Source organism: Gelidibacter mesophilus DSM 14095 (assembly GCF_000423005.1).
Lineage (GTDB): Bacteria > Bacteroidota > Bacteroidia > Flavobacteriales > Flavobacteriaceae > Gelidibacter > Gelidibacter mesophilus.
Genome location: NZ_AUHD01000001.1, coordinates 354,941 through 380,894, shown reverse-complemented (window position 1 = coordinate 380,894; position 25,954 = coordinate 354,941). Strand labels below are relative to the sequence as shown.

Annotated in this window: 23 protein-coding genes and 1 tRNA gene; 6 read left to right on the top strand and 18 right to left on the bottom strand. The window is 36.1% G+C overall.

Annotated elements, in window-relative coordinates; all coding sequences use genetic code 11:
- Position 1: 1 nt before the first annotated feature.
- The 3 genes from udk to G525_RS0101790 are packed head-to-tail and all read right to left on the bottom strand — an operon-like array spanning position 2 to position 2,173.
- Positions 2-610 (bottom strand): uridine kinase, encoded by a 609-nt coding sequence (udk, locus tag G525_RS0101800; protein WP_027124619.1) that lies wholly within the window; start codon positions 608-610, stop codon positions 2-4.
- Positions 611-656: 46 nt separating this feature from the next.
- A complete protein-coding gene (locus G525_RS0101795) occupies positions 657-1,064 on the bottom strand; it encodes a c-type cytochrome (RefSeq protein ID WP_027124618.1) in 408 nt (135 codons plus the stop codon).
- 2 nt (positions 1,065-1,066) lie between these two features.
- Positions 1,067-2,173 carry a PQQ-dependent sugar dehydrogenase gene (locus G525_RS0101790; RefSeq protein WP_027124617.1) on the bottom strand — a complete coding sequence of 369 codons (1,107 nt, stop codon included), beginning with the start codon at positions 2,171-2,173 and terminating at the stop codon, positions 1,067-1,069.
- A 112-nt stretch (positions 2,174-2,285) separates the two neighbouring features.
- On the opposite strand from G525_RS0101790, the gene G525_RS0101785 reads away from it, so the two are divergent.
- A tRNA-Pro gene (locus tag G525_RS0101785) sits at positions 2,286-2,360 on the top strand.
- 175 nt (positions 2,361-2,535) lie between these two features.
- Here the strand turns inward: G525_RS0101785 and G525_RS0101780 are convergent.
- From G525_RS0101780 to G525_RS0101755, 5 genes are all read right to left on the bottom strand, one after another.
- Positions 2,536-3,771 carry an ABC transporter permease gene (locus G525_RS0101780; RefSeq protein WP_027124616.1) on the bottom strand — a complete coding sequence of 412 codons (1,236 nt, stop codon included), beginning with the start codon at positions 3,769-3,771 and terminating at the stop codon, positions 2,536-2,538.
- 394 nt (positions 3,772-4,165) lie between these two features.
- Positions 4,166-4,567: a hypothetical protein gene (locus G525_RS0101770; RefSeq protein ID WP_157491854.1), complete on the bottom strand. Its 402-nt coding sequence runs from the start codon at positions 4,565-4,567 to the stop codon at positions 4,166-4,168.
- 13 nt (positions 4,568-4,580) lie between these two features.
- Positions 4,581-5,420 (bottom strand): sterol desaturase family protein, encoded by an 840-nt coding sequence (locus tag G525_RS0101765; RefSeq protein ID WP_027124614.1) that lies wholly within the window; start codon positions 5,418-5,420, stop codon positions 4,581-4,583.
- 4 nt (positions 5,421-5,424) lie between these two features.
- Entirely contained in the window at positions 5,425-6,327 is a 903-nt protein-coding gene (locus tag G525_RS0101760) for a hypothetical protein (protein ID WP_157491853.1), read from the bottom strand.
- Positions 6,328-6,334: 7 nt separating this feature from the next.
- Positions 6,335-6,829: a YkgJ family cysteine cluster protein gene (locus G525_RS0101755; protein ID WP_027124612.1), complete on the bottom strand. Its 495-nt coding sequence runs from the start codon at positions 6,827-6,829 to the stop codon at positions 6,335-6,337.
- Between the two features lie 66 nt (positions 6,830-6,895).
- On the opposite strand from G525_RS0101755, the gene G525_RS0101750 reads away from it, so the two are divergent.
- Positions 6,896-7,591, top strand: a complete 696-nt coding sequence (locus G525_RS0101750) for a class I SAM-dependent methyltransferase (RefSeq protein ID WP_027124611.1) — start codon at positions 6,896-6,898, stop codon at positions 7,589-7,591.
- Between the two features lie 147 nt (positions 7,592-7,738).
- On the opposite strand, the gene G525_RS0101745 is transcribed toward G525_RS0101750, so the two are convergent.
- The 4 genes from G525_RS0101745 to G525_RS0101730 all read right to left on the bottom strand — a co-directional run bounded on the left by G525_RS0101745 (position 7,739) and on the right by G525_RS0101730 (position 15,400).
- Positions 7,739-9,355, bottom strand: coding sequence for an amidohydrolase (locus tag G525_RS0101745; protein ID WP_027124610.1), 1,617 nt, complete (start codon positions 9,353-9,355; stop codon positions 7,739-7,741).
- Between the two features lie 87 nt (positions 9,356-9,442).
- Entirely contained in the window at positions 9,443-10,396 is a 954-nt protein-coding gene (locus tag G525_RS0101740; RefSeq protein WP_035478752.1) for a Fic family protein, read from the bottom strand.
- Between the two features lie 153 nt (positions 10,397-10,549).
- Entirely contained in the window at positions 10,550-12,277 is a 1,728-nt protein-coding gene (locus G525_RS0101735; RefSeq protein WP_027124608.1) for a porin family protein, read from the bottom strand.
- A 102-nt stretch (positions 12,278-12,379) separates the two neighbouring features.
- A complete protein-coding gene (locus tag G525_RS0101730; protein ID WP_027124607.1) occupies positions 12,380-15,400 on the bottom strand; it encodes a tetratricopeptide repeat protein in 3,021 nt (1,006 codons plus the stop codon).
- 368 nt (positions 15,401-15,768) lie between these two features.
- Here G525_RS0101730 and G525_RS0101725 point away from each other — a divergent pair, with 368 nt between their 5' ends.
- The 3 genes from G525_RS0101725 to G525_RS0101715 all read left to right on the top strand — a co-directional run bounded on the left by G525_RS0101725 (position 15,769) and on the right by G525_RS0101715 (position 18,602).
- Positions 15,769-16,452, top strand: a complete 684-nt coding sequence (locus tag G525_RS0101725; protein WP_027124606.1) for a cell division ATP-binding protein FtsE — start codon at positions 15,769-15,771, stop codon at positions 16,450-16,452.
- A 312-nt stretch (positions 16,453-16,764) separates the two neighbouring features.
- Complete coding sequence (locus G525_RS0101720; protein WP_027124605.1) at positions 16,765-17,664, top strand: glycosyltransferase family 2 protein; 900 nt, start codon at positions 16,765-16,767, stop codon at positions 17,662-17,664.
- Positions 17,661-18,602: a glycosyltransferase family 2 protein gene (locus tag G525_RS0101715; RefSeq protein ID WP_027124604.1), complete on the top strand. Its 942-nt coding sequence runs from the start codon at positions 17,661-17,663 to the stop codon at positions 18,600-18,602. The genes G525_RS0101720 and G525_RS0101715 overlap by 4 nt, the downstream gene beginning before the upstream one ends.
- Here G525_RS0101715 and G525_RS0101710 read toward each other — a convergent pair.
- Together G525_RS0101710 and G525_RS20000 are read right to left on the bottom strand one after the other, a co-directional pair.
- The gene (locus G525_RS0101710) at positions 18,585-18,980 is read right to left on the bottom strand and encodes a sugar 3,4-ketoisomerase (RefSeq protein WP_035478749.1); all 396 of its coding nucleotides are present in this window, start codon (positions 18,978-18,980) and stop codon (positions 18,585-18,587) included. The genes G525_RS0101715 and G525_RS0101710 overlap by 18 nt on opposite strands.
- Positions 18,970-19,803, bottom strand: coding sequence for a glycosyltransferase family 2 protein (locus tag G525_RS20000; RefSeq protein WP_084647678.1), 834 nt, complete (start codon positions 19,801-19,803; stop codon positions 18,970-18,972). Before G525_RS20000 ends, G525_RS0101710 begins: the two co-directional genes overlap by 11 nt.
- Positions 19,804-19,858: 55 nt before the next feature.
- On the opposite strand from G525_RS20000, the gene G525_RS0101700 reads away from it, so the two are divergent.
- Entirely contained in the window at positions 19,859-20,998 is a 1,140-nt protein-coding gene (locus tag G525_RS0101700; RefSeq protein WP_027124602.1) for a glycosyltransferase, read from the top strand.
- Positions 20,999-21,075: 77 nt separating this feature from the next.
- Here the strand turns inward: G525_RS0101700 and G525_RS0101695 are convergent, their stop codons facing one another.
- The 4 genes from G525_RS0101695 to G525_RS0101680 are packed head-to-tail and all read right to left on the bottom strand — an operon-like array spanning position 21,076 to position 25,877.
- Positions 21,076-22,368, bottom strand: coding sequence for an O-antigen translocase (locus tag G525_RS0101695; protein ID WP_027124601.1), 1,293 nt, complete (start codon positions 22,366-22,368; stop codon positions 21,076-21,078).
- Positions 22,369-22,386: 18 nt separating this feature from the next.
- A complete protein-coding gene (locus tag G525_RS0101690; protein WP_027124600.1) occupies positions 22,387-23,691 on the bottom strand; it encodes an O-antigen translocase in 1,305 nt (434 codons plus the stop codon).
- A complete protein-coding gene (locus G525_RS0101685; RefSeq protein ID WP_027124599.1) occupies positions 23,692-24,795 on the bottom strand; it encodes a DegT/DnrJ/EryC1/StrS family aminotransferase in 1,104 nt (367 codons plus the stop codon). It abuts the gene before it with no gap.
- Positions 24,792-25,877, bottom strand: a complete 1,086-nt coding sequence (locus G525_RS0101680) for a GNAT family N-acetyltransferase (RefSeq protein WP_084647677.1) — start codon at positions 25,875-25,877, stop codon at positions 24,792-24,794. The genes G525_RS0101685 and G525_RS0101680 overlap by 4 nt, the downstream gene beginning before the upstream one ends.
- Positions 25,878-25,954 lie beyond the last annotated feature (77 nt).

Genomic DNA, 25,954 nt, shown 5'->3' with positions numbered 1-25,954 from the left:
ATTATACTAAACGTTGGTTAATAATAGATTTCACAATATCAACTGCCACAGTATTATACTTATTGTTTGGAATGATGATATCAGCATATTCTTTCATCGGTTCGATAAACTGTTGGTGCATGGGTTTTAGAGTGTTTTTGTAGCGGGCCAACACTTCATCCAAATCACGACCACGCTCTGAGATATCACGTTTCAATCGCCTAATCAAACGTTCATCACTATCTGCATGCACAAAAATTTTGATATCGAACATTTTGCGCAATTCCGGATTGGTCAGAATTAAAATACCCTCAACAATCATTACTTTTCGTGGATGCGTTAAGATGGTATCTCCTGTTCTGTTGTGTTTTAGAAACGAATATACAGGTTGATGGACATCTTTTCCTTCGCGTAAATCTCTCAAATGGCTTTCCAATAATTCAAAATCAATAGAACGTGGATGATCAAAATTAATTTTTTCCCGTTCATGAAAACTCAAATGGGTGGTATCCATATAATAGGAATCTTGAGAAATCACCCCAACTTCACCCTCAGGCAATTCATTTAAAATTTGATTGACGACCGTTGTTTTTCCACATCCTGTACCGCCAGCAATTCCTATAATAAGCATTCTCTATGGTTTAAATTTCAGGGCAAATTTAACCAAATATAAAGAACTACTCTCTCTCAACTTTAGAAACTTCAGTAACGGTTACCATTTTGTCATCTTGATTTCCCCAAGAATTTAAAATATAGTTCATGACATCTGCAACCTCATTATCGGAAAGTCCTAATGCGGCCATCGCGCTGTTATATTTAATACCGTTCACCGTAATTTCTCCTGACATTCCATGTTTAACAGCCTTGATACTTTCTTGACGTTTTTTCAATAAATAATCTGAGTTGGCCAAAGGCGGAAACGCTTCAGGCACGCCTTTTCCATCTGGCATATGGCAGCTCATACAAAAATCCTCATATACCGCGGCTCCCTTTGCAATACTCTCTTTCATTTCTGGCGTTTGCGCTGGAGCTGAGCTACAAGAAAATATTAGAGTTAAAAAAAATAGAACTATGTTTGTTTTCATAATTATTTATTTGGCAGCAATTTTACGATTCCCAAATTTTCAATGCCTACATAAATATAGCCATCAGGCCCCTGGTTGATACTTCTCACACGACCCAATCCATCTAAAAACCGTTCTTCTTTCACAACTTTCCCGTCTTTTAAAACAACTTTATCCATATAATTAAATTTTAAGGACCCTACCATTAAATCTCCTTTCCAACCTGGATAAACCTCACTGGTTATAAACGCCATTCCACTTGGTGCTATTGAAGGGTCCCAATAATGAAGCGGTTGCTCCATTCCTTCTTTTTCAGTTATATCAGTAAAACTTGTTCCTACATAATTGACACCAAAACTAATAACGGGCCAACCATAGTTGGCGCCCTTTTTAATGATATTAATCTCATCACCCCCTTTTGGTCCATGTTCATGCGTCCAAACCTCTCCCGTTTCAGGATGCACTACCATGCCTTGCGGATTACGATGTCCATAGGAGTATATTGCTTTTTTAGCGTTTGCATCATTTACAAATGGATTGTCATTGGGCACAGAACCATCGTCATTAAGACGATAGACTTTGCCACCATCTCTCGTAATATCTTGCGGATTGACGTCTCTTTCGCCTCGTTCTCCAATAGTAAAATAAAGATAACCATCGTTATCAAAAACAATACGCGAGCCAAAATGCTGCCCTTTGGTTGTATTTGGAGTGGCTTTGTAAAGCAATTTCTTGTCAATAAGTGAATTGTTTTCAAATTTAGCGCGCATCAATGCAGTGTTTCCACCCTCTTCATCACCCTCCGAAGAAGCGTAAGTAAAGTAAATCCAACCATTTTTCTCATAATTAGGATGCAGGACGATATCCATTAATCCACCTTGGCCTCTGTTATAAATATCTGGCAGCCCATGAATTTCTATTTTTTTTCCGTCCTTAAAATGAATCATTTTCCCCTCTTTCTCATTAATCAACATTGATCCGTCGGGTAAAAATGTAAAGCCCCACGGGATGCTCAATTCTGGAACTACGACCTCATGGCCATGTTCAGTATTGATCGGATTCTTATCCTGAGCACAAGAAGTTACGCCAACAAATGCAAATAGTAAAATAATAAAATTCTGGAGTTTCATACAATTCGTCTTTAATCTCTAAATTTATAAATAATAATTGTTACTATTCAAAGAAAAGCTATATATTTGCACCTTGATTTTAAAAAATAAAATCGATTGAAGATAACCAATTCGGGGTGTAGCGTAGCCCGGTTATCGCGCCGCGTTTGGGACGCGGAGGTCGCAGGTTCGAATCCTGCCACCCCGACAAAATAGAGGTCGTCACGTCTAAAAGCGTGACCATCCTTATCAGAAAAAGCTTAATAAATCAAAGATTTATTAGGCTTTTTTAATTTTTTAGCCTTCCCCAAAACATTTGGCGTGGACCACTCGAATACGCTTTTATTGGTAAGTGTTATGAAAAAGAAAGACTTCCAATTAAATCAATCAAAGCGCATCGCCTTAACCGGAGAAATCTTAGTGATGATAATGGAAGGAATTATAAGCATTAATAAACAAACGATAAATGTTCCTAAATTAAGCATTAAAATATAGTCTAAACTAAGGTAGACTGGAGCTTCAGACACGTAATATTCTTTAGGATTCAAAGCTACAATTCCAAAATACTTCTGTGCAAATAATAATCCCAAACCAATTAAATTGCCCCATAACAATCCCAATCCTATGAGATAGGTAGCGTTATATAAAAATACTTTTCTAATACTCCAATTGTTGCTTCCCAAGGCCTTTAAGATGCCAATCATTTGGGTTCGCTCCAAAATAAGAACCAATAAAGCAGTAATCATATTGATACCCGCTACAAGAATCATAATGCCAATAATACCGTAAGTGTTATTGTCAAAGATACCAATCCATTCAAAAACAGAAATATATTTCTGCTGCACGGTGGTTGCATCAAGATCTGAGGGAATAGTGTCATAAATTTCAATCCCTTTGGTTTCCATTTGATTAAAGTCATCAAGAAACACCTCAAAATTCCCCACTTGCTCCTCGTCCCATTTATTGAGGCGCTGCACTTGACGAATATCTCCCATAACAAATTTCTCATCCATTTCCTTCATTCCAGAATTGTAGATGCCCACAATCTCAAAAGCTCTTAACCAAGGCATCTGATCAATGTTTTCTTTCTTAAATACAGTTTGGAAAGAATCGCCCAGCTTAAATTGCAATCGGCTCGCTAAATATTGAGATATCACAACTTCATTGCTCATCTCTCCTGAGTAATTTGGCAATCTCCCCTCCATTAAGAACTCTTCAAAATAATGCCAATTATAATCTGAGCCAACTCCTTTGAGCACAATACCCTCAAAATCAGTCTCTGTACGAATTACTCCAAATTTGGTAGCTGTAGCCTGAACGTGCGCAATCCCTTTAACATCCTTAAACTCTGGATAAAAGTCTTGGTTTTTACTGATAGGAATTTCAGATTCATCGGAAGCATTACTGTCATAATTTGTAATAGCGACATGACCATTAAACGCAACAACCTTATCTCTTATTTTTTGCTGTAATCCGATTCCTGTAGCAATTGCGATAAGCATCACAACCATACCGATAGCAATGGCCGAAATACCAATTTTTATGATAGGTGCAGACACACTACTTTTATAAGCCTTACTACCTATAATGCGTTTAGCTATAAAAAACTCGTAATTCAAAATTTTATGATGCCTTTAAAGTTGTTCAAAAATACATCATTCCAGATAATAATGACGATTGTTTTTATTTTGATTTCTGGTAGAAATGGAATCAAGAATACGCTCTACGAAGTATAAAACATAGAGGAGGAAGACAGAGCACAGCGTTCGGACCCCGAATGAACTATCAACTGACGACTTCCCTCTATAGATTTTTAAATTCGGTGCCAATCGCAAGTGAAACCAATTAAATCTACGGAAAAACAAATGCGTTGGAATTATTGGCAATCAATTGAATGTTATTTTCAAAAAACACAGAAAAAGAGTTATATAGCATTAATAATCTAAAGTACATTTAGGTTTGCTAAAAATGTTTTAAAAAAAATTTTAAACTTGAGAAACAATAGACCATGGGCTAATTATTAGCAGGAACTCCTTTTTCAATTTTCAGTAACGCTTCTTCTTTAAATTCATCAAGTATCTGAACGACAAATACAATACGCTTTTGATCTTGTCGCACCACAAAAACATGTCTTCCCTTAGTAAATGTAGTGAGCGGGATCTTTAAAAGGTTTTCAAACACGTATCTATCAAACTCTCTCTTTTGTGCGTTATTTATGGAATACACGTAATCAATTCTATCTTTACTTTGCAAAATTAAGGTGTCGTTAGTTTTGCAGAGTTCGTGAGAAAGCCCTTTGGCGGATATGTTTAAATTTTTTCGCAGCACAGCATAATTTTCTTGAGCTCGAAAATTTTGGAACCAAAAACAGAACATGAGCGTCCATAAAATATAGCTGTAGTTTTTTCTAATCATAAAAAGATTGGACTTATTTTACCGTTTCAGCAGTCGTTGGTTTTCTATACTTATGAAATGGCTGTACCAACAATTCACTAATATTACCATTCGTAACCTCATCTGGAAAAGTATCCACACCATAAATGATTTTTTCTCTATCCAAAACCATAAAAGTCCCAAACAAGCGATCCCAGATAGAAAATATATTGCCATAATTAGAATCTGTAAAAGGCAACACATTATGATGATGAACTTTGTGCATGTCTGGTGATACTATAAAATAGCTCATGAGTCGATCTAATTTCTTAGGCATTTTAATATTGGCATGTGTAAATTGAGTGGCAATTAGTGATATGGATTGGTACAGAAAAACTAAGGCTATGGGTGTACCGATGATAAATACTCCGAAAAGCGTAAAAACAAATCGGATAACACTTTCCAATGGATGATGTCTGTTTGCAGTAGTTGTGTCAACATGATGATCTGTGTGATGAACCAGATGAACCATCCATAAAAGTTTTACTTTATGCTCTACAAAATGCGGCAGATAAGCGCCAACAAAATCAAGTAACATCACCCCAATTAAGGCATATAACCATAAGGGCATTTCTGGCAACCAATTGATAATACCAAACTCGTTAACCTTTACCCAATCGGCAGTATGCAACAACAATAAGGCTAAGCCAAAATTAATCGCCACTGTAGTTAGCGTGAAAAATATATTGGGTAAGGCGTGTCTCCATTTCATGTAAGTAAATTTGAAAAGTGGCAGCACCCCTTCCAAAACCCAAAACAAGGTAATACCTCCTACAAGAATAATACTTCTGTGAAGTGAGGAAATGGTTTCGAAATAGTTAAAGATTGGCTCCAAAATATCAACGATGAAGATTAATAATTAATTCAGCTTTCTTCAAATTTACTGAAGAAACCTTATTTTTCCATAGCGCTGCATTTTTTTTATCCTTTCTCAGCTGATAAGCAGTATAATAAAGAAAAGAAATGAGAGATTCATTGGTGTCATCAATTTCAGTAGTGTCAAACCTTTTTAAGGAGCGAATTACTTTTCCCGGTCTATCCTCGATGAGATATTGAGACAGCCGGAACAAGCTACTTGTATTTTTATATTTCGTCCTATTCTCTGCATCTGCCTCCATTAAATAGCCGTCAGCCTCGTCCAAATATATGTTAGCCAATTTTATCATATTTTCCCGGACCTTATCATTCACCAAGATTGCATAGTTCATATACTTAGATCCTAATCGGAAAGCCGTACCAAAATTCCTCTGCTCTGAATAATTCTGCAATTCAGCTTTTAAAAATGACGTATTTAAAGCGTAGGCCCCAATGAACTCCGATAAGTTAAAAAATGCTTCTGGAGACCATGAGATATTAACAATATTGAAATTGGCATCCATTATTTTAATATTATCATCCTGAAATTGAGCGATATAACTTTGACTCCGAGTATCCTTTATTTGATCATATAACTCGGCGTAAAGATCTTCACTAACCTTCACAGGCACAAAATAATCCCAAATGATTTTATCTATTTCCTGATTATCAAACATACTATCAAAAATGATTTCATTTCCATTGGCATCATTCATAATGACCGGATAGGGTATTAGAGCAGCATTTTCCCACATCACAAAGAGAAATTTATCCTGGACCAAAGCAACACGCTTTGCAGCGCGCAATGATGTCAACCATTCTTGAGACATACATAACTGGGACGTAGCTATGGCTAACATTATAAACAGCAGAAACTTTTTCATCATAATCACTTTAAAATTTTATTCGTTTTTTCATTTCCTCTACAATATTAAAGGCTGCAGGACAAATGGCCACATTGTTCATTGTAAGATTCGAAATTTGCTGAAATTTTTTTCTATCGGTATGTGGAAATTCTCTACATGCCTTTGGTCTAACTTCATAAATGGAACAATAATTATCAGCACCTAAAAACGTGCAAGGCACACTTTGTAACACATAATCATTATCTTCATCAACTCTCAAATAGTGCGCAATAAACTGTGATGGCTTTAATCTGAAATGCTTGGCAATCCGCTCCACATCTTTATCGGTAAACAAAGGCCCCGTCGTTTTACAGCAATTGGCACATTTGAGGCAATCAGTGCGTTCAAATTCTTGCTCATGCAGTTCCTGCATAATATAATCCAATTGTTTAGGCGGCTTCTTTTTAAGCTTTGCAAAGAAGGTTTTATTTTCCTTATGCTTATCTTTGGCGAGCTTTGGGAGATTATCAATAATGTCTTGCATAGTGTAAAAATAATACATTTAAAACATAAGATTTCCGTCTAAGCGGAAATGAAAAAAAATATTTCAATGAAAGACATTTTTGGAAAAGCATTATTGGATTATTTCAGCGGTGATTTTACGGTAAATATTGTGACCTCCACAAATATTTCTGATGATGATGAATTACCACTCGCCTACCTGTTCCGAGAATATAAGGATATGTCTAAATTAGAACAAAAAGCATTGCATCTGGCAAAAGGAAAAGTGCTTGATGTAGGCTGTGGCGCTGGAAGTCATAGTTTATATCTTCAAAATAAAGGTTTAGATGTTAAAGCAATCGATGTTTCTGAAGGTGCCGTAGAAGTGACCCAAAAACGAGGTGTTAAAAATGCCAGTTTAACTTCCATATTAGATGAAACAGAAACTTTTGATACCATTTTGTTAATGATGAATGGCACCGGAATTTTTCAAGAACTCTCAAAAACGCCGCATTATTTAAAACATTTGAAATCTCTTTTAAATCCAGATGGCCAAATTTTGATAGATTCTACAGATATCAAATATATGTATGAGGACGATGATGGCGGATATTGGCAGGATATGCATGCCAATTACTATGGAGAACTAGATTATCTTTTGAGCTACAAAGGAGAAGAAGCACCACTTACCACATGGCTCTATCTGGATTTCAATACCTTATTGACGGCTTGCAAGTCAGTAGGTCTAAATTGTGAATTGGTGATGGAGGGTGAGCATTATGATTATTTGGCGCGTATATTTTAGGAGTTGTGACACAGAGATTCACGGAGAAATCACTGAGTGTCGCGGAGAATATTATTAAAATTAGAAATTCTGAGTGCACACCTGTTTAGCGCTGTGCTTCTCTGAGAGCCTCTGTGCATCTCCGCGATATAGCTTTAACTCAAGATCTTATTGTTTCTCCCCACCCACAAAAGTCTGCTCCACCTTGATATTCGGGATGTCGTGGATCTCAGCAGTCATAATATCTTTATCCAGAATAATAAAATCAGCAAATTTCCCTTTTTCAATACTCCCCTTTTCATTTTCTTCAAAATTGGAATAGGCCGCCCAAATGGTCATTCCTTTTAAAGTTTCTTCACGGGTCAATGCATTTTCCATTTGATAGCCACCTCTTGGGAACGACTCCAAATCCTGACGTGCTACTGCTGCATAAAAGGTTAAAAATGGACTTACCTGCTCCACCGGGAAATCTGTCCCTAAAGCAACTTTTCCGTAGGCCTCCAATAACTGTTTAAAAGCATAGGCACCTTTAACACGTTCAGCACCCAAACGCTCTTCTGCCCAATACATATCTGATGTTGCGTGGGTAGGCTGAACAGATGGCATCACGTTTTTATAGAGCTCGAAATCTTCTGGAGATACAATTTGCGCATGCTCTACACGCCAGCGTCTACCGTCTTTATCCTTGAGTACTTTATTATAGGTCTGTAATACCGCATGGTTTGCCGAATCGCCAATGGCATGCGTATTCATCTGAAATTCAGAATTTGCAATACGTTCTGCAGCAGCATTAAAGGTTTCCATATCCGTAACCATTAATCCAAAATGATTTGGTTTATCACTGTATGGCGCTCTTAGCATGGCGCCCCTTGAGCCCAAAGCCCCATCAGCATAAAACTTAAAACTGCTCACGTTCAGTTTATCATTTTTGCGAACCCCTTTTTTAAGATAATGATCAACATTTTCCTGTGATCCCGAAATCATAGCATAAATTCGAATTTTCAAATCGCCGGATTGTTGCAAGCTATCAATAAGTTCAATCACTTCCTGAGATAAACCTGCGTCATCAACCGTAGTCAACCCGTAATCCAAACATATTTTTTGAGCATCTAAAAGTGCGTTAATAGTTTCTTGTCTAGAAGATTTCGGCCAATGTGCCATCACTAAATTCTCAGCATTATCGACTAAAACACCTGTTAACTGCCCGTTTTCAATAACCACTTCACCTCCGCTTACGTTACTGTCCACGGTCACTTTTCCCAAATCTAACGCCGCTTGATTGGCTAAAATGGCATGGCCGTCAATACGTGTTAACACGATCGGCGTATCAGGATATAAGGCATCCAACAAAGCTTTATTAGGAAATTCCCTGACCTCCCAGCTATTTTGATCCCAACCGCGACCGGTTATAAAATCTAAATTTTTCTCGTTTTGAAAGTCGCTGATGCGTTGAATGATTTCTTCAAAACTTTTGGTGCCTACCAAATCCACAGATTGTTGGTTTAATCCCAGGCCCAAAAAGTGACAATGGGCATCAATAAAGCCGGGAACGATGGTTTTGCCGTTGGCATCAATAATAGTGCTAGAAGCATATTTATCCTGAATAGCTTGTGAACTTCCTATTTCCAGAAATTTACCATCTTTAATGACGAAAGCTTCGGCATTGTCAAAATCATCATTTACAGTATAAATATTGCCATTTATAACGATAGAATCGACCTCTATTTTTTCATTTTCACAAGAAAAGATGAGGGCTATATAAAGGAGAACTAATAGTTTTTTCATCGTAATGATTGGTTTTAGTTGGAAATTGGTTGTTTGGTTGTACTGTAAAAATAAGAAAAGCATTTCAAATGAAATACTTTTCAAAACTCATCTTTTACGTTTTCTTTTTTTTACATAATCGTCTATTGCTTCTTTTGTTGTGAGCCAATTTCTACCTTCTTTATAAGCATCAATCTTACCTTTACGGGCCAAGAGACTGATATATTCCTGTCCATACGGTAGATTTTCTTCTTCTACCAAGTTTGATATTTCCGTATATTCTGAAGTGTTTCCTGGCATTGCATTTAGATAAATATTAAGGGTACGTTCAAGAGCATGTGCCATCAAAAGCATCAATTTTCCATAACGCCCCTTATTGGCATCATTGAGTGCGGCATAGTATTTTGCACGATCATTGGTTAAAATGATAGCTGGCGGAAAACCATGTTTCATCAAAATTAAGTTCATTGCCAACCTTACGGTTCTGCCGTTACCATCAAAAAAAGGATGTATCCAAACAAACCTATGATGAAACACCGTGGCAAGCTCAACAACGTTTAAATTTAAAGGATTCTCATTTATAAAGGTAAAAAGGTCATCCATGAAACCAGAGACTTTTATGGCATTTGGAGGCACAAAATTTGCTCCTGAAATACGAACACCACCATTGCGAAGTCTACCTGCAAACTCCTCTTCAATAGCATTCAGCACCATGCCATGAAGAGATAGGATTTCATTAATGGAAAGCATTTCACATTTCGCTACCAATTTATAAAGAAGATTTATGGCCCGCTCATGATTTTTTGCTTCAAAATGTTCTCTGAGTGATTTCCCTTTAATAGTAATCCCATCTTGCAATATCATTTGAGTTTCTCTTAAACTCAAGGTGTTTCCTTCAATACTATTGGAGTTGTAAGTCCACTCAATTGTCAAAGCTTCCCTTATTTTATTTATGGCCATTGAGGGCAAAGGCCTGTGCTTTTTTAAGTGCTCAAGCTTCATTTCAAGACGCTCGAAAAACGGCATCAACTCTTCACGATATGTGAGATCTATATCTTTCACTTCACAAAGATATAATTTATATCGGATATATCTAAATTTAACCCTATCCGATATTAATATTTTTTCAGTTATGACAAAAAAAGCACTCCGATATGGAGTGCTATTCTTAAAATAGTATATTTTAAATTTTGGAAACTATTCTTGAGATCCTGTTTAGAAATCAAACTGATAAGTGGCTCCCGCTAAAAACTGAATGCCCTGAACCGGTGTATTCAACCAACGTTGATAGTCGTTATTTGCAATATTGTTAGCCTTTACATAAAACGAAAGTTGGTCATTTAAACGGTATCCTACATGCGCATTGGCATCAAAATAACTATCTAATGCTAGTGTTTGTTGGATAGGTTCTAACGTTTCATATTCGAATAGTTGATCTTTGCGTTCGCCTACATAAAACATGCCTGCTCCTGCAAACCAATTTTCGTCAATTTGATAATCCATAAACAATGAAGCCTTTAGATCTGGAAGATTCCAAGCTTCTGCTTGATTGTCCGTATTATAGGAGAAATATTCGGCTTTAACGCCCAACTTAAAATTTCTGTTCACATCTACATTCAACTCTCCTTCAAATGCTATAGTTTTGACGTCATCATAGACCATTCCAAAAGAATTTCCATTCTGATAATCTTCAGTTGCAGCAACCATAATTGGATTCGCACTGTACAATGCTTTATTATTTTCGTTCAAAAAATGTCCACTCACACTATAACTAATACTGTTGGATAATTTCCCTTTTAAACCCGCAGAAAGATCATATTTCTTATCAGTCGGTTCAATATATAGCGTAGGAGATACAAACGGATTTGCTTGGGCGAAATCATAATAGGAATTTTGCTTTAATCCGCCTTCAAACCCTCCAAAAGCAATCATCAATTCGTCAATTATCCTTAAGCTTGCTTTAATGTTTGGATAAATATGTAATTTGCTAGCGCCAAAATCTCCAGTATTGTTCTTATATACCAAATTCACGCCCAAATTAAGGGTTAAATCATCTTGAGTCAACTGATAGCTTGGTGCGATTCCAAAGCTCACATTGCCGTATTTCAATTCATTTTCCGTATAATAATCTCTATCAAAAGAGCCTCCTATATAATCGATGGTGACTTCAGCTGTTATCAATTCATTCTGAATAGGAACATCACCAGAAGCTTTGACCACAAATCGATTTTCACCAGAACCTTGGTTGTCTCCAAATCTTCTAAAACGCGCACTGGCATCTTTAAAAAAGTAATCATGCAGTTTTACTTTTGCACCAACATTACCTCCATAAAATGAATGGCTCCCGTTAATGCCCTCCGCAGATGTCGCATCAAAATAAGGTTGTGGCAATCCATACCAGTTGAATTTTTGATACAAAGCGCCGCCATCGACCGTCCAGGACAAATCCCTAAGTCTTTGACTGTAGTTCACGTTCAGGTGAGTGTCAATAAAATCATCATCCAACAAAAGTCCATTAATACCTCCACCAGAAGAATGGTGCGACAAATAACCGCCTACGTTTTCTCCTCTGCCCAACTCTTGGTTCAGATAGACTTCTCCTAAAATTGTGGTGTAACTCCCTACGCCCAAAGAGGCATAATTATCATATAACTTTACAGCTTTAGCTTTGTTGACCGTAGCAGCCTTCCCCTTGGCTGGGGTAAAGGTGGAGGCTACAGGTATTGAGAATATGTTGTATTTAATCTTCTTTTTTGCCGTATTGACATCATCATCCAAAATTGCAGTTTCCTTTATTTTGAAAGCATCAGCAACGGTCGGCGTATACGGCTTGACTACAGTCACCACTTCAGGATCTAAAGTGTCTTTGGTGCGTTCTTGTGCAAAAGAGGCCGTACTTATTAATACCGCGGTGAAAACTATATAATTGATTTGTTTTAGCATTATTTATAGTGTTAAATTCTAACTATGAAATTTCAGACTCCAACAGGAAGTGGCATACATGCTCTCGAAATATTTTCAGGAGAGTTGTGCCCTCGCAGGAATTTAGTTATCTGTTATGATTGATGAGTTTGTTTTTGCTTCTTGTGCTTTGATTGTATTGAGTTGTGCTTGTGCTTCTTGAACTACATCAGTAAATTCAGGGAAGTTTGAGACCACACTTTCTAAAATATAAGTAGCTTGAAACGCATCTTTTAAGGCATAAAAATTCTTAGCCATGACCACCAAGCCTTTCGCACTAAAATATTTATAACTACCGTAATCCTTGGCCAATTTTTGTGCCGTTGCATTGGAAGCTTCGTAATTACCTTCCTTGTTTTTAAAGTAAGCGTTATAATATAAAGCTTCTGCCGCTAGTGCACCAGTGGCAATTTTTTCCACAGTTTCGTATGCTGATTTCGCCTTGGATTCATTTCCGGTCTTAATGGCGGAACGCGCAATGATAATCTGGGCGTCACTTTTTACCTTATTATCCAGTTTTCTCCCTGAGAGCACCTTTTCTGCATAATTTTCGGCTTCTTTATACTTTTCCTGTTGGTAATAAGCATTCATCAAATTGGACTGCGCATAAGTAATATTGTGCGGATAGTCCGCTTCCGTTTCTAATTGTTTTAAAATCGGGATGGCTTTGTTCCATAACGAACCATTTAAATAAATCTCTGAAAGTTTTACCATGGCTTGCTCCGTATATTCGCTTTTTGGTTTATTGACCACAAACTCATAATGAAGCTGTGCATTTTCTGGAAGCAATTTCTTAGAATATAATTCCGCCAGGTAAAAGTGTGATTTTAACGCATTTATTCCATTAGGAAATTGGTTGATATAACCATTGAACTGCTTAATGGCATTATCCGTTTTGTTTTCCAAATACTGCTTTTCTGCCGCCAAAAATGTCGTATTATCCAAATCAGCATCGGTAACTTCCACGTAATCCAAGGTTTTTACCCACGCTGCATATTCATCTACCCTACCTAAATCAATATAGATTAACCGTGCAGTGGCAACTGCTTGAATGGCTTCTTCACTGCTAGGATGATTTCTGGCAACATTTTTAAACTTGCCCAAAGCTTGCTCATTCTGATTTGCATTATAATAGATCAGACCTTGTCTTAAAATTGCTTTTGAATTAAATACTGAGTTTTTGTACTCCGCATTCAATCGGTCATACATAGCGATTGCCTTATCGTTTTGGTTCGCTTTTACGTAAGAATTGGCCAATTCATACATGGCATCATCTCTTAAAGACGATTTACCATAGCTATTGATAAACCTGTTCAATTCCTGAATTTTGGTACTGCCCTGACCAATATAGCCATAACTCATTGCTTTTTGAAAATCGGCATAATCTGGTTCAATTTGCTTTAAAGCGATAGCTTTATCATAAGCACCAATGGCATCCTTATAATCTGACGATACAAAATAACCATCTGCCAATCTTAAATAGGCATCATTCAATCGCAATTTGTCATCCTTATGTTCATTGACAAAACTCTTGAAATGCTCCGTTGATTTTGTATAGTTTTTCTGTTTGAAATACGTATAACCCAAATTATAATCGATGTTGATCATCTCAGGAGTTGAAGCCGCTTCATTTTGTTGCTTAAATTGCCTGAACCCGATTAAAGCCTCATCATAGTTACTAATATGATAATCTGTTTCTGCTTTCCAAAATGTCGCTCTTGCAGTAAATTTCGCATCACGAGGTTCCTTAAGAGATTTTTCAAACAATTCTTTTGCTGCCCTGTAATCCCCTTCATTATAAATTTCAATTCCACGGTAAAAGGCCACCTTTTGATAAGCCACCTTATTTTCAAAACTGTTTTTACCTTCCAACAATCGTAAGGCTTCCTTGTAGTTTTTTGAGGTGATATATGAATCGATCAATAAGGTTTCTATTTCCGTTTTGCTCGCTGTTTGTGAATACTTATCCAGATAACTGGTCAACACTTGTGGTACGGATTGGTACGGATTGCCAATTTCATAACTTAGCTTTGCATAATTCAACCAAGCATCTTCTTGGATCTTTAAATCATAATCCATTTGCGACGCATTCCTAAAAGCGTTCAAAGCTTCTTGCTTCTTACCCAAATTCACGTAACTCTCACCTAAATGGTAATAGGCGTTTTGAGCAACACTATTGTTGCCTCCAATAATCTTATTGAATTCAGAGATGGCTTTCTCAAAATCATTTTGTTTGTAATAGGCGTAACCCAGCTGATAATAATCGGTATTGCTCCATTTTCCTTTTTTACCGTTATAAGCGGTTAAATACGGAATCGCTTCTTTGTATTTTTGAAGGTTAAAATAGCTTTCGCCAATAATTTTAGACAATTCTGATTTTTCTGTCGGATTGCTTTTTTTCATTTGCTCCTGAGCAAGTGCAATAGCCTTTTCAAATTTTCCGAGCTTGAAGTTTAAATCAGCTTGATAATAGGAAAGTTTTTCCTGATATTTCACATTATCGCTAACCTGTTCAAAGTACTCATTTGCCCGATCATAATCATCACCTTCATAAGCCATAAATCCGATATAATATTTCGCTTGTGATCCATATTCTTTGGAATTCACTACACGATTGAAATATTTCTGTGCTTCTACCTGATCTTTGGTACTGTATAAACTGTATCCATAATTGAACGAGAATTTATCACGTTCAGCAATGCCAATGCTTCCTTCATCAACTTTATCATACCATTTTCTGGCGTAGGCGTATTTACCATTTTCAAAATAGTAATCTGCAACGTCCATAAACGCCGTATTTCGCTTGGTGCTCGTTGGGTGTTTTTCAACAAAATCTTCAATCAGCGCATCTGCGTTGATCTGATTGAGGCGCACGGCACAATTTGCATAATAATAAGTGCAATCTGCTTCCAACTGTTCATTGTCCGTAGCATCTTTTACCTTATCAAACATACTTTGAGCTGCTTGATATTGTTTATTATTATATAAAGTCAGTGCTTTTTGATAATCGACCAATTCATTAGTATAGGTAGCCGATTGCTGTGCGTAAGAATATCCTATAAACATTAGGAAACTTACAAAAAATGTGAATTTTTTATGAATCATTAAGTCCGTTTTTTTTTGACGATCAAAGATACTTGAATCTTAAATCTATAACGAAGGAAAAATTGTTTAATTATACACGAAGTTATTAAAAGTCGTCAGTCTACAGTCGTCAGTCTGCAGCGTACCAGTCGACATACAGTCTTTAGGGAAAAGATCTATCTATTCAACAATTTACAGTAAAACTAAACTTTCTTACAGTCTAAAGGACATCCCTACTTTCACCGACAAACTGTTGCGCAAATAAACAGGGACTTAACGACTGATAATTGCCAACTGATGACTGCCAACCACCATCTCATTTTCGAAAAGTTTGATATTTGATTTTTTTAATAATACATTTACAACTCTTAAAAAACTCACGTAAAAAAATGTCTGAAACTGTTTTAGAATTAAAGGATGTCTCCATATATCAGGGGGACAGCATGGTGTTGTCTGAAGTAAATGTTGAAATGAAAAAAGGGGACTTTGTGTACCTTATCGGTAAGACAGGAAGCGGGAAAAGTAGTTTTATGAAAACGCTTTATGGCGATTTGGAATTGACTACGGGTGAAGGCCATATTGTCGATTTTGATTTGAGAAAATTAAAAGAAAAAGACATTCCTTTTTTGAGACGTAAATTGGGGATTGTTTTTCAGGATTTTAAATTGTTGCCGGACAGAACGGTTAATAGCAACTTAGAGTTTGTTTTAAAAGCCACAGGCTGGAAAGACAAAAAAGAAATCAAGGAACGTCTTGAAAAAGTTCTTAATAAAGTAGCAATGAAAACTAAAGGGTTTAAATTCCCACACGAGCTTTCAGGAGGTGAGCAACAGCGCATTGCCATAGCAAGAGCTTTATTGAATGACCCTGAACTCATTTTAGCCGATGAGCCGACGGGGAATTTGGATCCGCAGACGAGTATTGAAGTCATGGAAGTCTTACGGGAAATCAACAAAAACGGCAATACCATTCTCATGGCGACACATGATTATGCACTCTTACTCCGCTACCCGAGTAAAACTTTAAAATGCGACGAAAACAAGGTTTTTGAAGTGGTGCAGCGTAAAGGTTAATTTACCACGAAACATAAAGCTTCAGAAATCGCTACCATTTCATGAACTATTAAGGTTAATATCTTTCGATTTACTTCACAAATCGCGGGTTATTATTAGCTGCGTGTCTTATACTTTCATCCTTATTTTTCCATGGATGAGCGAATGTTGCGCTCCCACAAAAGGTCTTTTAAAACACTCGTTGATAATTCCATTTAAAACAGAGGTCTTCCGTTTTTTAAGCACTAAATAGATCATCTCAATTTATTTCTTTTATAATAAGGCTCTTTTTAGTGCTTTAAAAAATGTAAATTTAAAACTTATTCGCTTGTAATGATTTCGGTATTAATCCCTGTTTATAACTATAATATTGTCGCATTGGTTAAAGAACTTCATCGGCAACTTACAGAAGCTAAAGTTATATTTGAGATTTTAGCGCATGATAGTGGTTCTGAGGCTCGTTTTATAGAACTCAACAAACAAATCAATACCTTTAAATTTACAAATTACAACCCTTCTAAAATGAATGTTGGTCGTGAGCAGACACGCCAAGTCCTTGCCCAAAAAGCAGAATATAATTGGTTACTATTTTTAGATGCTGATACCATGCCCGCAAATTTAGATTTTATCAAAATATATTTATCTTATCTCACTTCAAATTATGATGCGGTTTTTGGAGGCATTCTTTATGATGAAAAGAAGCCTGAAAACGACTCTATGTTGCGTTGGATATATGGTCATCAACGTGAAACCATTACTGCAGAAATACGAACCAAAAAACCTTATCGCACTATTGTATCTGCCAATTTTAGCATCAGAAAAGAAATCTTTATTAATTTAAATGGTCAAATTAGTGGCAAAGGCTATGGCTATGATGTTTTATTTTCTAGTCTGCTGAAATCGCATTCCATCAAAGTTGCCCATATTGATAATCAGGTGGTCCATTTGGGTATCGAAAAAAGTCATGTTTATCTGACCAAAACAGAAGAAGCCATCAATATTCTTTTGAAACTTTATAAAGAAGGAAGAATAGATCATGATGACAATGGTTTGGTAGGATTTTGTACGAAATTAAAAAAATACCAATTACACCATGCGTTCGCTTATTTTTATAGAAAATACGCATCGCAAATGAAATCGCATCTGCTAGGAAAAAACCCGTCAATTTATATGATTCAGCTCTATAGAATATCCTATATGTGTTATAATTTTAAAAGGGATATCGTAAAATGAATTGTTTTTGCTCTATAATCATTCCGCTTTACAACAAAGAAAAGCATATTCAAACCACAATAGCATCGGTATTGGCGCAAACGCTTCAGGATTTTGAAATTATTATAGTCAACGATGGCTCCACTGATGGCAGCAAAAACGCGGTTGAGACGTTTACAGATCAGCGTATCAAGGTTTTCGACATTGAAAACCGAGGGGTTTCTAATGCCCGTAATTACGGTGTTGAGCAAGCTTCTTCAGATTTGATCGTTTTTTTGGATGCCGATGATGTATGGAAACAGAACCATCTAGAAAATCTAAGAACACTTTTTGAGCAGTTTCCAAATTGCGGACTTTATGCCTCCGCTTATCTAAAAAAAGACAAAGAAATAAATATTCCTTCAGTATTTAATACTATTCCTACCATTAAAAATTGGAGAGGTATTGTAGAAGATTATTTTGAAGGGTGTTATATCGACAGTATTGCCTGGACCTCTGCCGCAATGGTTCCCAAAATTGTGTTAAACGAGTTGGGAGGTTTTAATATCAATTGTGATATGGGAGAAGACATCGATTTATGGATTAGGATTGCTTTAAAATTCCCTGTGGCTTTTAGCAACCAAGTGACGGCCATATATAATTTAAATGCTGACAATCGCATCTCAAATTCTAACACAAATTTGAAACAATTTATAGATTTGGATTCTTATGAAGAAGCTGCAAAATCAAATTCTAGTTTAAAGAAATATCTGGATCTCAACCGATTTTCCATTGCCATCCAATATAAATTAGCAGGAAATAAAGAGAAGGCAGCAGTGTTGATCAATAAGATTGATCTGAATAATTTGAATTCAAAACAGCGCACTTTGTTAAAACTGAATAGAACGGCTTTGAAACTTGCATTGCATATAAAAAGTGGGCTTCACAATTCAGGAATTCTATTAAGTAGCTTTAGATGATTTGAAGTCTTCATAATCCCTGATATATTCACTCTCGTCAAATTCCGTTGAAGCCAATACCAAGCACACCGCACCGGAAGAGAAATTCTCAATCTCTCGCCATACGCCAGTTGGAATATACAAACCAATATTAGGCTTATTCAACATTATTTTTTTTCGATTTTCACCATCATCTACTATAATTTCAAAGCTCCCACTCAAAGCAATTACAAAAGATTCTTGCTTCAAATGAGAATGCCCGCCTCTATACGCATCACTAGGAATATCATATAAGTAGTACACACGTTTGATTGCAAAAGGAATGCAATCTTTTTCAATAATTGACAAATGACCTCTAGGATCGGCAATTTTAGGAATATCTAATAATTTAACCTTCATAAAGCTTATCAATTTCGCCCGACTTGAGCAGGGATTTATATTTTGCAATTCCGTTTAAACCCATTTGAAACTTAGTTGGCATTTCTTTAAACGAAATATAATGGTGTCTGTATATAAAAAGCACATATTTCAACAACCAAAGATAACTCAAATTGCCATAAAAGCGATGCGCTAAGGCTGATCGTGCAAAAAGGGCATTGTCACTCCCCATCAAACCTCCAGAACTTTCGTTGGGATGCCGAACAATGGTCTGAGAAACATGAATCATCTTTAAACCTTTATCATAAGCACTCCTCAAGAATGCATATTCTGTCTCCCCCTCAAACACAGATCCAACCCCAAAATAGTGATTAAAATAAATTTGGTGTTCTTTAAATACCTGCCTTTTGAAGGAGATGACCCAAGTAAAAATTTTCTTTAAGGATTTCTTAGAATGCAACCCTTCTGGATAATAATCAGTAAACAGCTGACCTTCCTCATTAATGGCCTCAAAGGAAATCATGGCAACATTTGGATGGGCAGAATAGGCCGCTTCAATATGCTGTTTCAAATTGGGCTGATAAACAATATCATCATCGCCCATTAAGCATACATCTTTAGAGGCATGTCTTATAGCCAGGTTCCGACTTGCTGGCGAACCTCTTTCTAAAGAATTGATGACTTTTATATTAGAACGGTCAGAAACGAGCCATTTATCCTCATCTGTTTGGTTGACAATAATGATGTCAAAATCATCAATTGCATTCAATGAAAATATCGCATTTAAGAAACTCAAATCCTCCCTAAACATAGTAGAAATGAGTATTTCAAATGATATCTTCATAAAGTGAGTTCTTCTAAAAGGTGTTTTATTACTTTTGTTCAAAAGTAATATTTTTATGCGGATATTGTTGGTTGGTGAATATAGCAGACTCCATAATTCTCTTAAAGAAGGGCTTGAAGCTTTAGGACATGAGGTTGTGATTATCGCCAATGGGGATGGTTTTAAAAATTATCCTGTTGACCTTAAAATTGACCATTCGTTTCATCATCCGATCCTAAAAAAATTCAAGGTCGGGTTCTATAAGCTCACTTCAATGGACTTAGGTGCTTACGAAATCTTTTTCAAAGCAAAATTTCATTCCAAAAAACTCAGAGGATTTGACGTGGTCCAGTTGATTAATGAATATGCATTAAAAGCCTCACCCAGTTTGGACATCACGTTCTTAAAACAGCTTTTAAAGCATAATAAAAAACTTTTTCTACTCTCCTGTGGCATTGACTATCAATGTATGCGCTACATGATGGATGGAAAATTCAACTATAGCATCATGAGTCCATATTTAAAGGATCCTTCACTGAAACCATTATATAAATTTCAATTGGAATATTTGAATGATTCTTTTAAAAACCTTCACGATTTCATATATAAAAATGCTCAAGGTGTGATTGCTACAGATATGGATTATCACCTTCCTTTATTAGGTAATAGATCTTATTTAGGATTGATTCCAAATCCAATTAACACAGATAATATTGCATATCTTCCCATTGAGATTACTGATAAAATTAAAATATTTCACGGTATCAACACCTCGGCAGTGGTCAAAAAAGGAAACGAGTATTTTTCAAAAGCCCTAAAAATTATCGCTGATAAATACAAAGACGAAGTAGAAGTTGTTACTACCCACAGTCTGCCTTATGATCAATACATAAAAATCTACGATGGCTGCCACATTTTAATGGATCAGATATATTCTTTTGACCAAGGCTTTAATGCCCTTGAAGCCATGGCCAAAGGAAAAGTGGTCTTTACAGGTGCGGAGCAAGAGTGGTTAGATTATTACGGCGTTGAAGAAGACACTATAGTCATTAACGCTTTACCAAACGTGGATTACTTAGTCAAAAAACTGAGTTGGTTGATTGAAAATCCTCATAAAATCTTAGAAATTTCGAAGAACGCAAGGGAGTTTGTCGAAAGGGAACATTATTACAAAGCCATTTCACAACAGTATTTAAACCTGTGGGACAAAAACTAAGTCACTAACTCCACTTCTGTCATATGACATTAATTAAAGTTTTCAAAAACCACAATCACATAGAATCTAATCTAGCCCTATTCTTCAAGTTTTCCAAAAAGAGCGTTTTTGAACACCATTAGTATTAAAATAATATACACAACATAATTTACAAAATGTGCCATTGTGGCTCCAATAACGCCATATTTATCAATTAGAAAAATACTGGCAAAATACAAGGTTGCAAAGGACAAACCTTCTGTGATCAGATACTTCCAAAACATGCCCTTTGCCAAAAGTTGGGTCGCAATTATAACTGAAATGACCTTGATAAAATCGCCTGTCAATTGCCAAAAAAAGAGATCTTCGACGGGTGTAAAATCCTCTGAAAAAACCAACAAAATAATAATATGTCTCAAAAAATAGGTGGTAATTAACATCAATGCAATTATTGGCAGAATAGTTTTAAAGAGCATGTAAAGTTCACGTCTAAATTCCCTATGTGTTTGGATTTCTGAAAAGCGGGGCAGCACATACAATGTAAGCAGAGAGGTGACAAACATTAAATAATAGCGAGACAACCGGTTCATGGCTTCCCAATATCCGGCCTCAACAATAGATTGGGTATCGATAATATAATTTCTAATGGAGAGCATGACCAAAGGTGCCAACAATGCCGTGAAGAGAGACATTATAGAAAATGAGCCAAGTTTTTTAAGTTGGTTGAATTTAAATTGCTTGAAGGAAATGAGTGAAAACAAGTCAACGTTCTTAGAAATACTAGTCATGGTAATGATGAATATTAAAACTTCAGAAAGTACTACCGCTAATAAAGCACCTTGGATTTGACGGAAATAAATTAGAAAAACCGTCAGGAGTGTACCAAAAACATGACCAAAAATTTGGATTGCTACAATTCTTTTAAAATCAGAAAGTCCGTTTAAATAGCCAAGAACTATAGAATTGATGGCATACAAAGGTAAGCCTATAGCGATAATTTTTATTATATAACCATAGTCATTACGCTCAGTAAACAATATGAGATTCATATAGTCCGCACTAAAAAAAACACCTATCCCTATTACTATCGATGAAGCCAGAACGCTATAAGATACTGTTGACAAGGTTTGGGAAAGCTTAACGGTATTGTCCTTAAATTCAGCTACATATTTGACAATCCCGTTGTAAAACCCCAGTGTTGAAAACGATTGTAGGGATGTAAAGAAATCTCTCAAGTTCCCTACAAGTGCCAATCCAGAAGGTCCAATGTAAAATGCTATAAATTTTGAAGTGATAAATCCGGCAAAAATTCGTGTGATAACCGATACCGAGTTTAGTGAGGCTATTTTAATTAAAAGATTATTACTGATATAGTCCTTAATTTTTTTCATGGAATGATTTAAAAACACTTAGTCCTCATTCTGCTCATTCAATATCCCAAAAAGCGACGTCCCAAATATCAACAAAATAATACCATAATGCATCAAATAGCTTACAAAGTGTCCCATAACTGCCCCTTCAACACCATAAATATCAATCAAATATACACTAGACAGATACATGATGATCAACAAAAAAATCTCAATGATGATAAAATGGGTAAACATTTTTTTGGCAATAAATTGATAGGCAATCACTATGGATAGCACTTTTACAAAATCACCCAACAGCTGCCAAAAAAATAACGCTTCAGTGGGCTCAAAAGCCTCAGAAAACATGAGCGGTACCAAAAATGATCGTATTAGGTAAATAACGATCAATCCTAATCCAAAAAGAGGCATCGTCCTTTTGTAAAAACTAAAAACCTCCTTCCTAAATTCCTGCTTGCTTTCAATTTCACTGAACCGCGGCAGAAAGTATAGGGTCAACAACGAATTTATGAACATGAGATAATAATCTGAAATGCGCTGCATGGCTTCCCAATATCCAGCTTCCTTAATCCCTACTTCATCAATAATATAGTTTCTGATCACGATGGAAACCATTGGGATGGCTATGGCCGTAACTAAAGCCATTACTGCAAATGGCGCAAACTTTTTTAACACCCCTAGATTAACGTTGGATATTCTTAAAGATGATGTCAGACTGCGTTGATTTACAAACCCAACAAAAGTAATCAGTAAGATAAGTGACGGAGCAACCACAGCGGCAATTAAAGCACCGTCAATATTATTTTGATAAATTAAGAGCAAAGTCACTGAAAGTCCCAAAACCTGACCAATGATATTGATGATCAATAAGATTTTATACTTTGAAAAGCCGTTCATGATGGCAAAGCTGAACATATTCAACGCATAGAATGGCAATGCCAAAGCCATTATTTTAATGACATACGCATAATTATAAAAAGAAGAAAACAGAAAATCATTAATCGATTCTGCATTATAATAGCTAATAAGAGAAATAAGGATCGTTGAGAAAAATCCTAAATAATAGGCCGTGGATAGGGTTTGGCTCAGTTTAAAAGCATCATTCTTTACCTCTGAAATGGATTTGACCAGTCCATTATAAAAACCTAAGATTGAAAAAGTATGCATTACACTTATAAAGTTCCTGAGATTGCCGATGAGCGCCATCCCTTCTGCTCCTATAAAAACTGCTATGGCTTTAGAGGTTAAAATCCCCGCAACAATTTTAGTAATAATGGTTGCCGTATTGAGATTGGCTACCTTAAACAGCACATGCTCATTAATATAGTTATTGAACTTCCCCACTTAATACGCGTTTAAAACATTAATAACAGTGGACACCTCTTTCTCCGTCATAACCGGACTTATAGGAATACTAATAATAGTTTTATGTATCTCTTCAGTAATTGGAAACTTGCTATGCTTAAACATTGACAATGCTTCTTGTTGATGCGGCGGAATAGGATAATGCACCAAATATTCAATATCACAAGACTCCAAATAATCTATAAAGATGGATCTGTCCTTGACTCTGACAACAAATACATGAAAAACGTGATCTTGGTCTCCACTATAAAACGGAAGTTTTATTCTTTTATTCTTTACCTCTCTTAGATATCTTTTGGCGATATCTTGTCGCTTCGCATTATCCTTATCTAGTGATTTTAATTTGATATTCAAAAATGCAGCCTGAAGTTCGTCCAACCTGCTATTGACACCTATAATTTCATTCACGTACTTTGTTGAGCTGCCATAATTCCGCATGGCTTTAAGGGTTTCGGCTAAATTTCCATCATTTGTGGTAACTGCACCTGCATCGCCCAGAGCCCCCAAATTCTTACTGGGATAAAAACTAAATGCTGCAGCGTCTCCAAAAGCTCCCGCCATTTTCAACTTAGAACTTATAGCTGCGCCATGCGCTTGTGCCGCATCTTCAACAACTAACAGACCTTCTGATTCAGCGATGGTTTGGATGGCGTCCATATTTGCTAATTGGCCGTAAAGATGCACTACCAAAATAGCTTTAGTGTTCTTGGAAGTATGTTTCTTTATTTCTACAGGTGAAATATTATAAGCTTCAAGATCAGGCTCAACGAGAATTGGTTTCAATCCAGCATTGAGTATCGAAAGAATGGAAGCGATATAAGTATTGGCAGGAACGATCACCTCATCATTCGGCTGTAATTTTCCCAAATGTATATAACTTTTAAAAATCAAGGTCAAAGCATCCAATCCGTTGGCTGTTCCGATACAGTATTTGGTCCCACAATACCTTGCAAAATCAGTTTCAAACTGTGCCACTTCAACTCCTAAAACATAATGCCCAGAATCTAAAAAACTCTTAAAACGGTCTTGAAAATTCTTCTCAAAACGCTCATTAATCTTATGGAGATCCAAAAATTTTATCATTTCAGGATTTTTTTTAAGTCTGTATAATTCTTCGTCTGTATTTGATAAAAATCCTGTGTTATGGTTCGGGCCCCAAAACCCTCTTTCCAAAATTGAAGCCCCTCATTTATATTTTCACCTCTATTTTCGTTTGAAGTACCAAAATCAAAATAGCGCTTATCTGCATAAAACTTACTAATCAAATAATCATGCAGAGCGTCCAAACTTCCTAAAGTATTTTTATCAGGATTTCCAGAAATATATTGACAATGCGCCACATATTCTGTCTCAAATATGGTTGCACCGGCTACAATTTCTCCGCCATGGTAAACATTGAATTGTTTTATATTTTCAGGAAATTTGTGCTTTAAATCTACTATTTCCTCAAGCGAATGCACAGGAATGGCATCGTGTTTATTTTTTAAGTTAGGTTTGAGAATCACATTCCAAAACAGCTCAAAATTATCGTCATTTACAATCTCTAAGTCGTACTTTTGTGCACGTTTGATACCTTCTAGCCGACTGGCCGAAAAGTTAATTTTATTCTGATTATCAATGACTGAAAGCACATCTCTCCTAACCAATTCTGCCTTTAAAATGAAATTCAGATAACGGACTTCTTGGGATGGAATACGATGATAAATGGAAGGCATTTCCTTTAGATATAATGTAATGATGTTTTGTTCTTTAAGAAACTTCAAAAGCAACTCAAAACCATGCAATACGATTTCAAATCTTATATTATTAGGTAACAAAAGCCCGCCATAAGTCAAGCCTTGGTGCGAGTAAACTGTATCTCCAACCCTATTAGCAGGCATCAGCGCTACCAATTTTTTTTTATCAAAAATCATCAAAGAAAAATCCTCAAACCTATCCTGATGATACTCCATAAAATCGCGCTGAAATAAAAAAGTAGCATTTTTGGAATCGGACACAAAGGCATTCCAAACCGACTTAAATTTGGGCTGATATAGTTCAATAGAATACGCTTTCAAAAGCCTGTAGGAGTTAGAAGATTTTATAATGTAATTCAGCTTCCAAAATACAATATTTTTAACGAAGGTTTTGGATGTCGTTCTAATTATTCGTTCAACTTCAAACATTCTTCGTCATCTCTTATGACCCTAAACAAAAAAAAGGAACTCCAATTGGAATTCCCTTTTAAAATGATATCAAATAA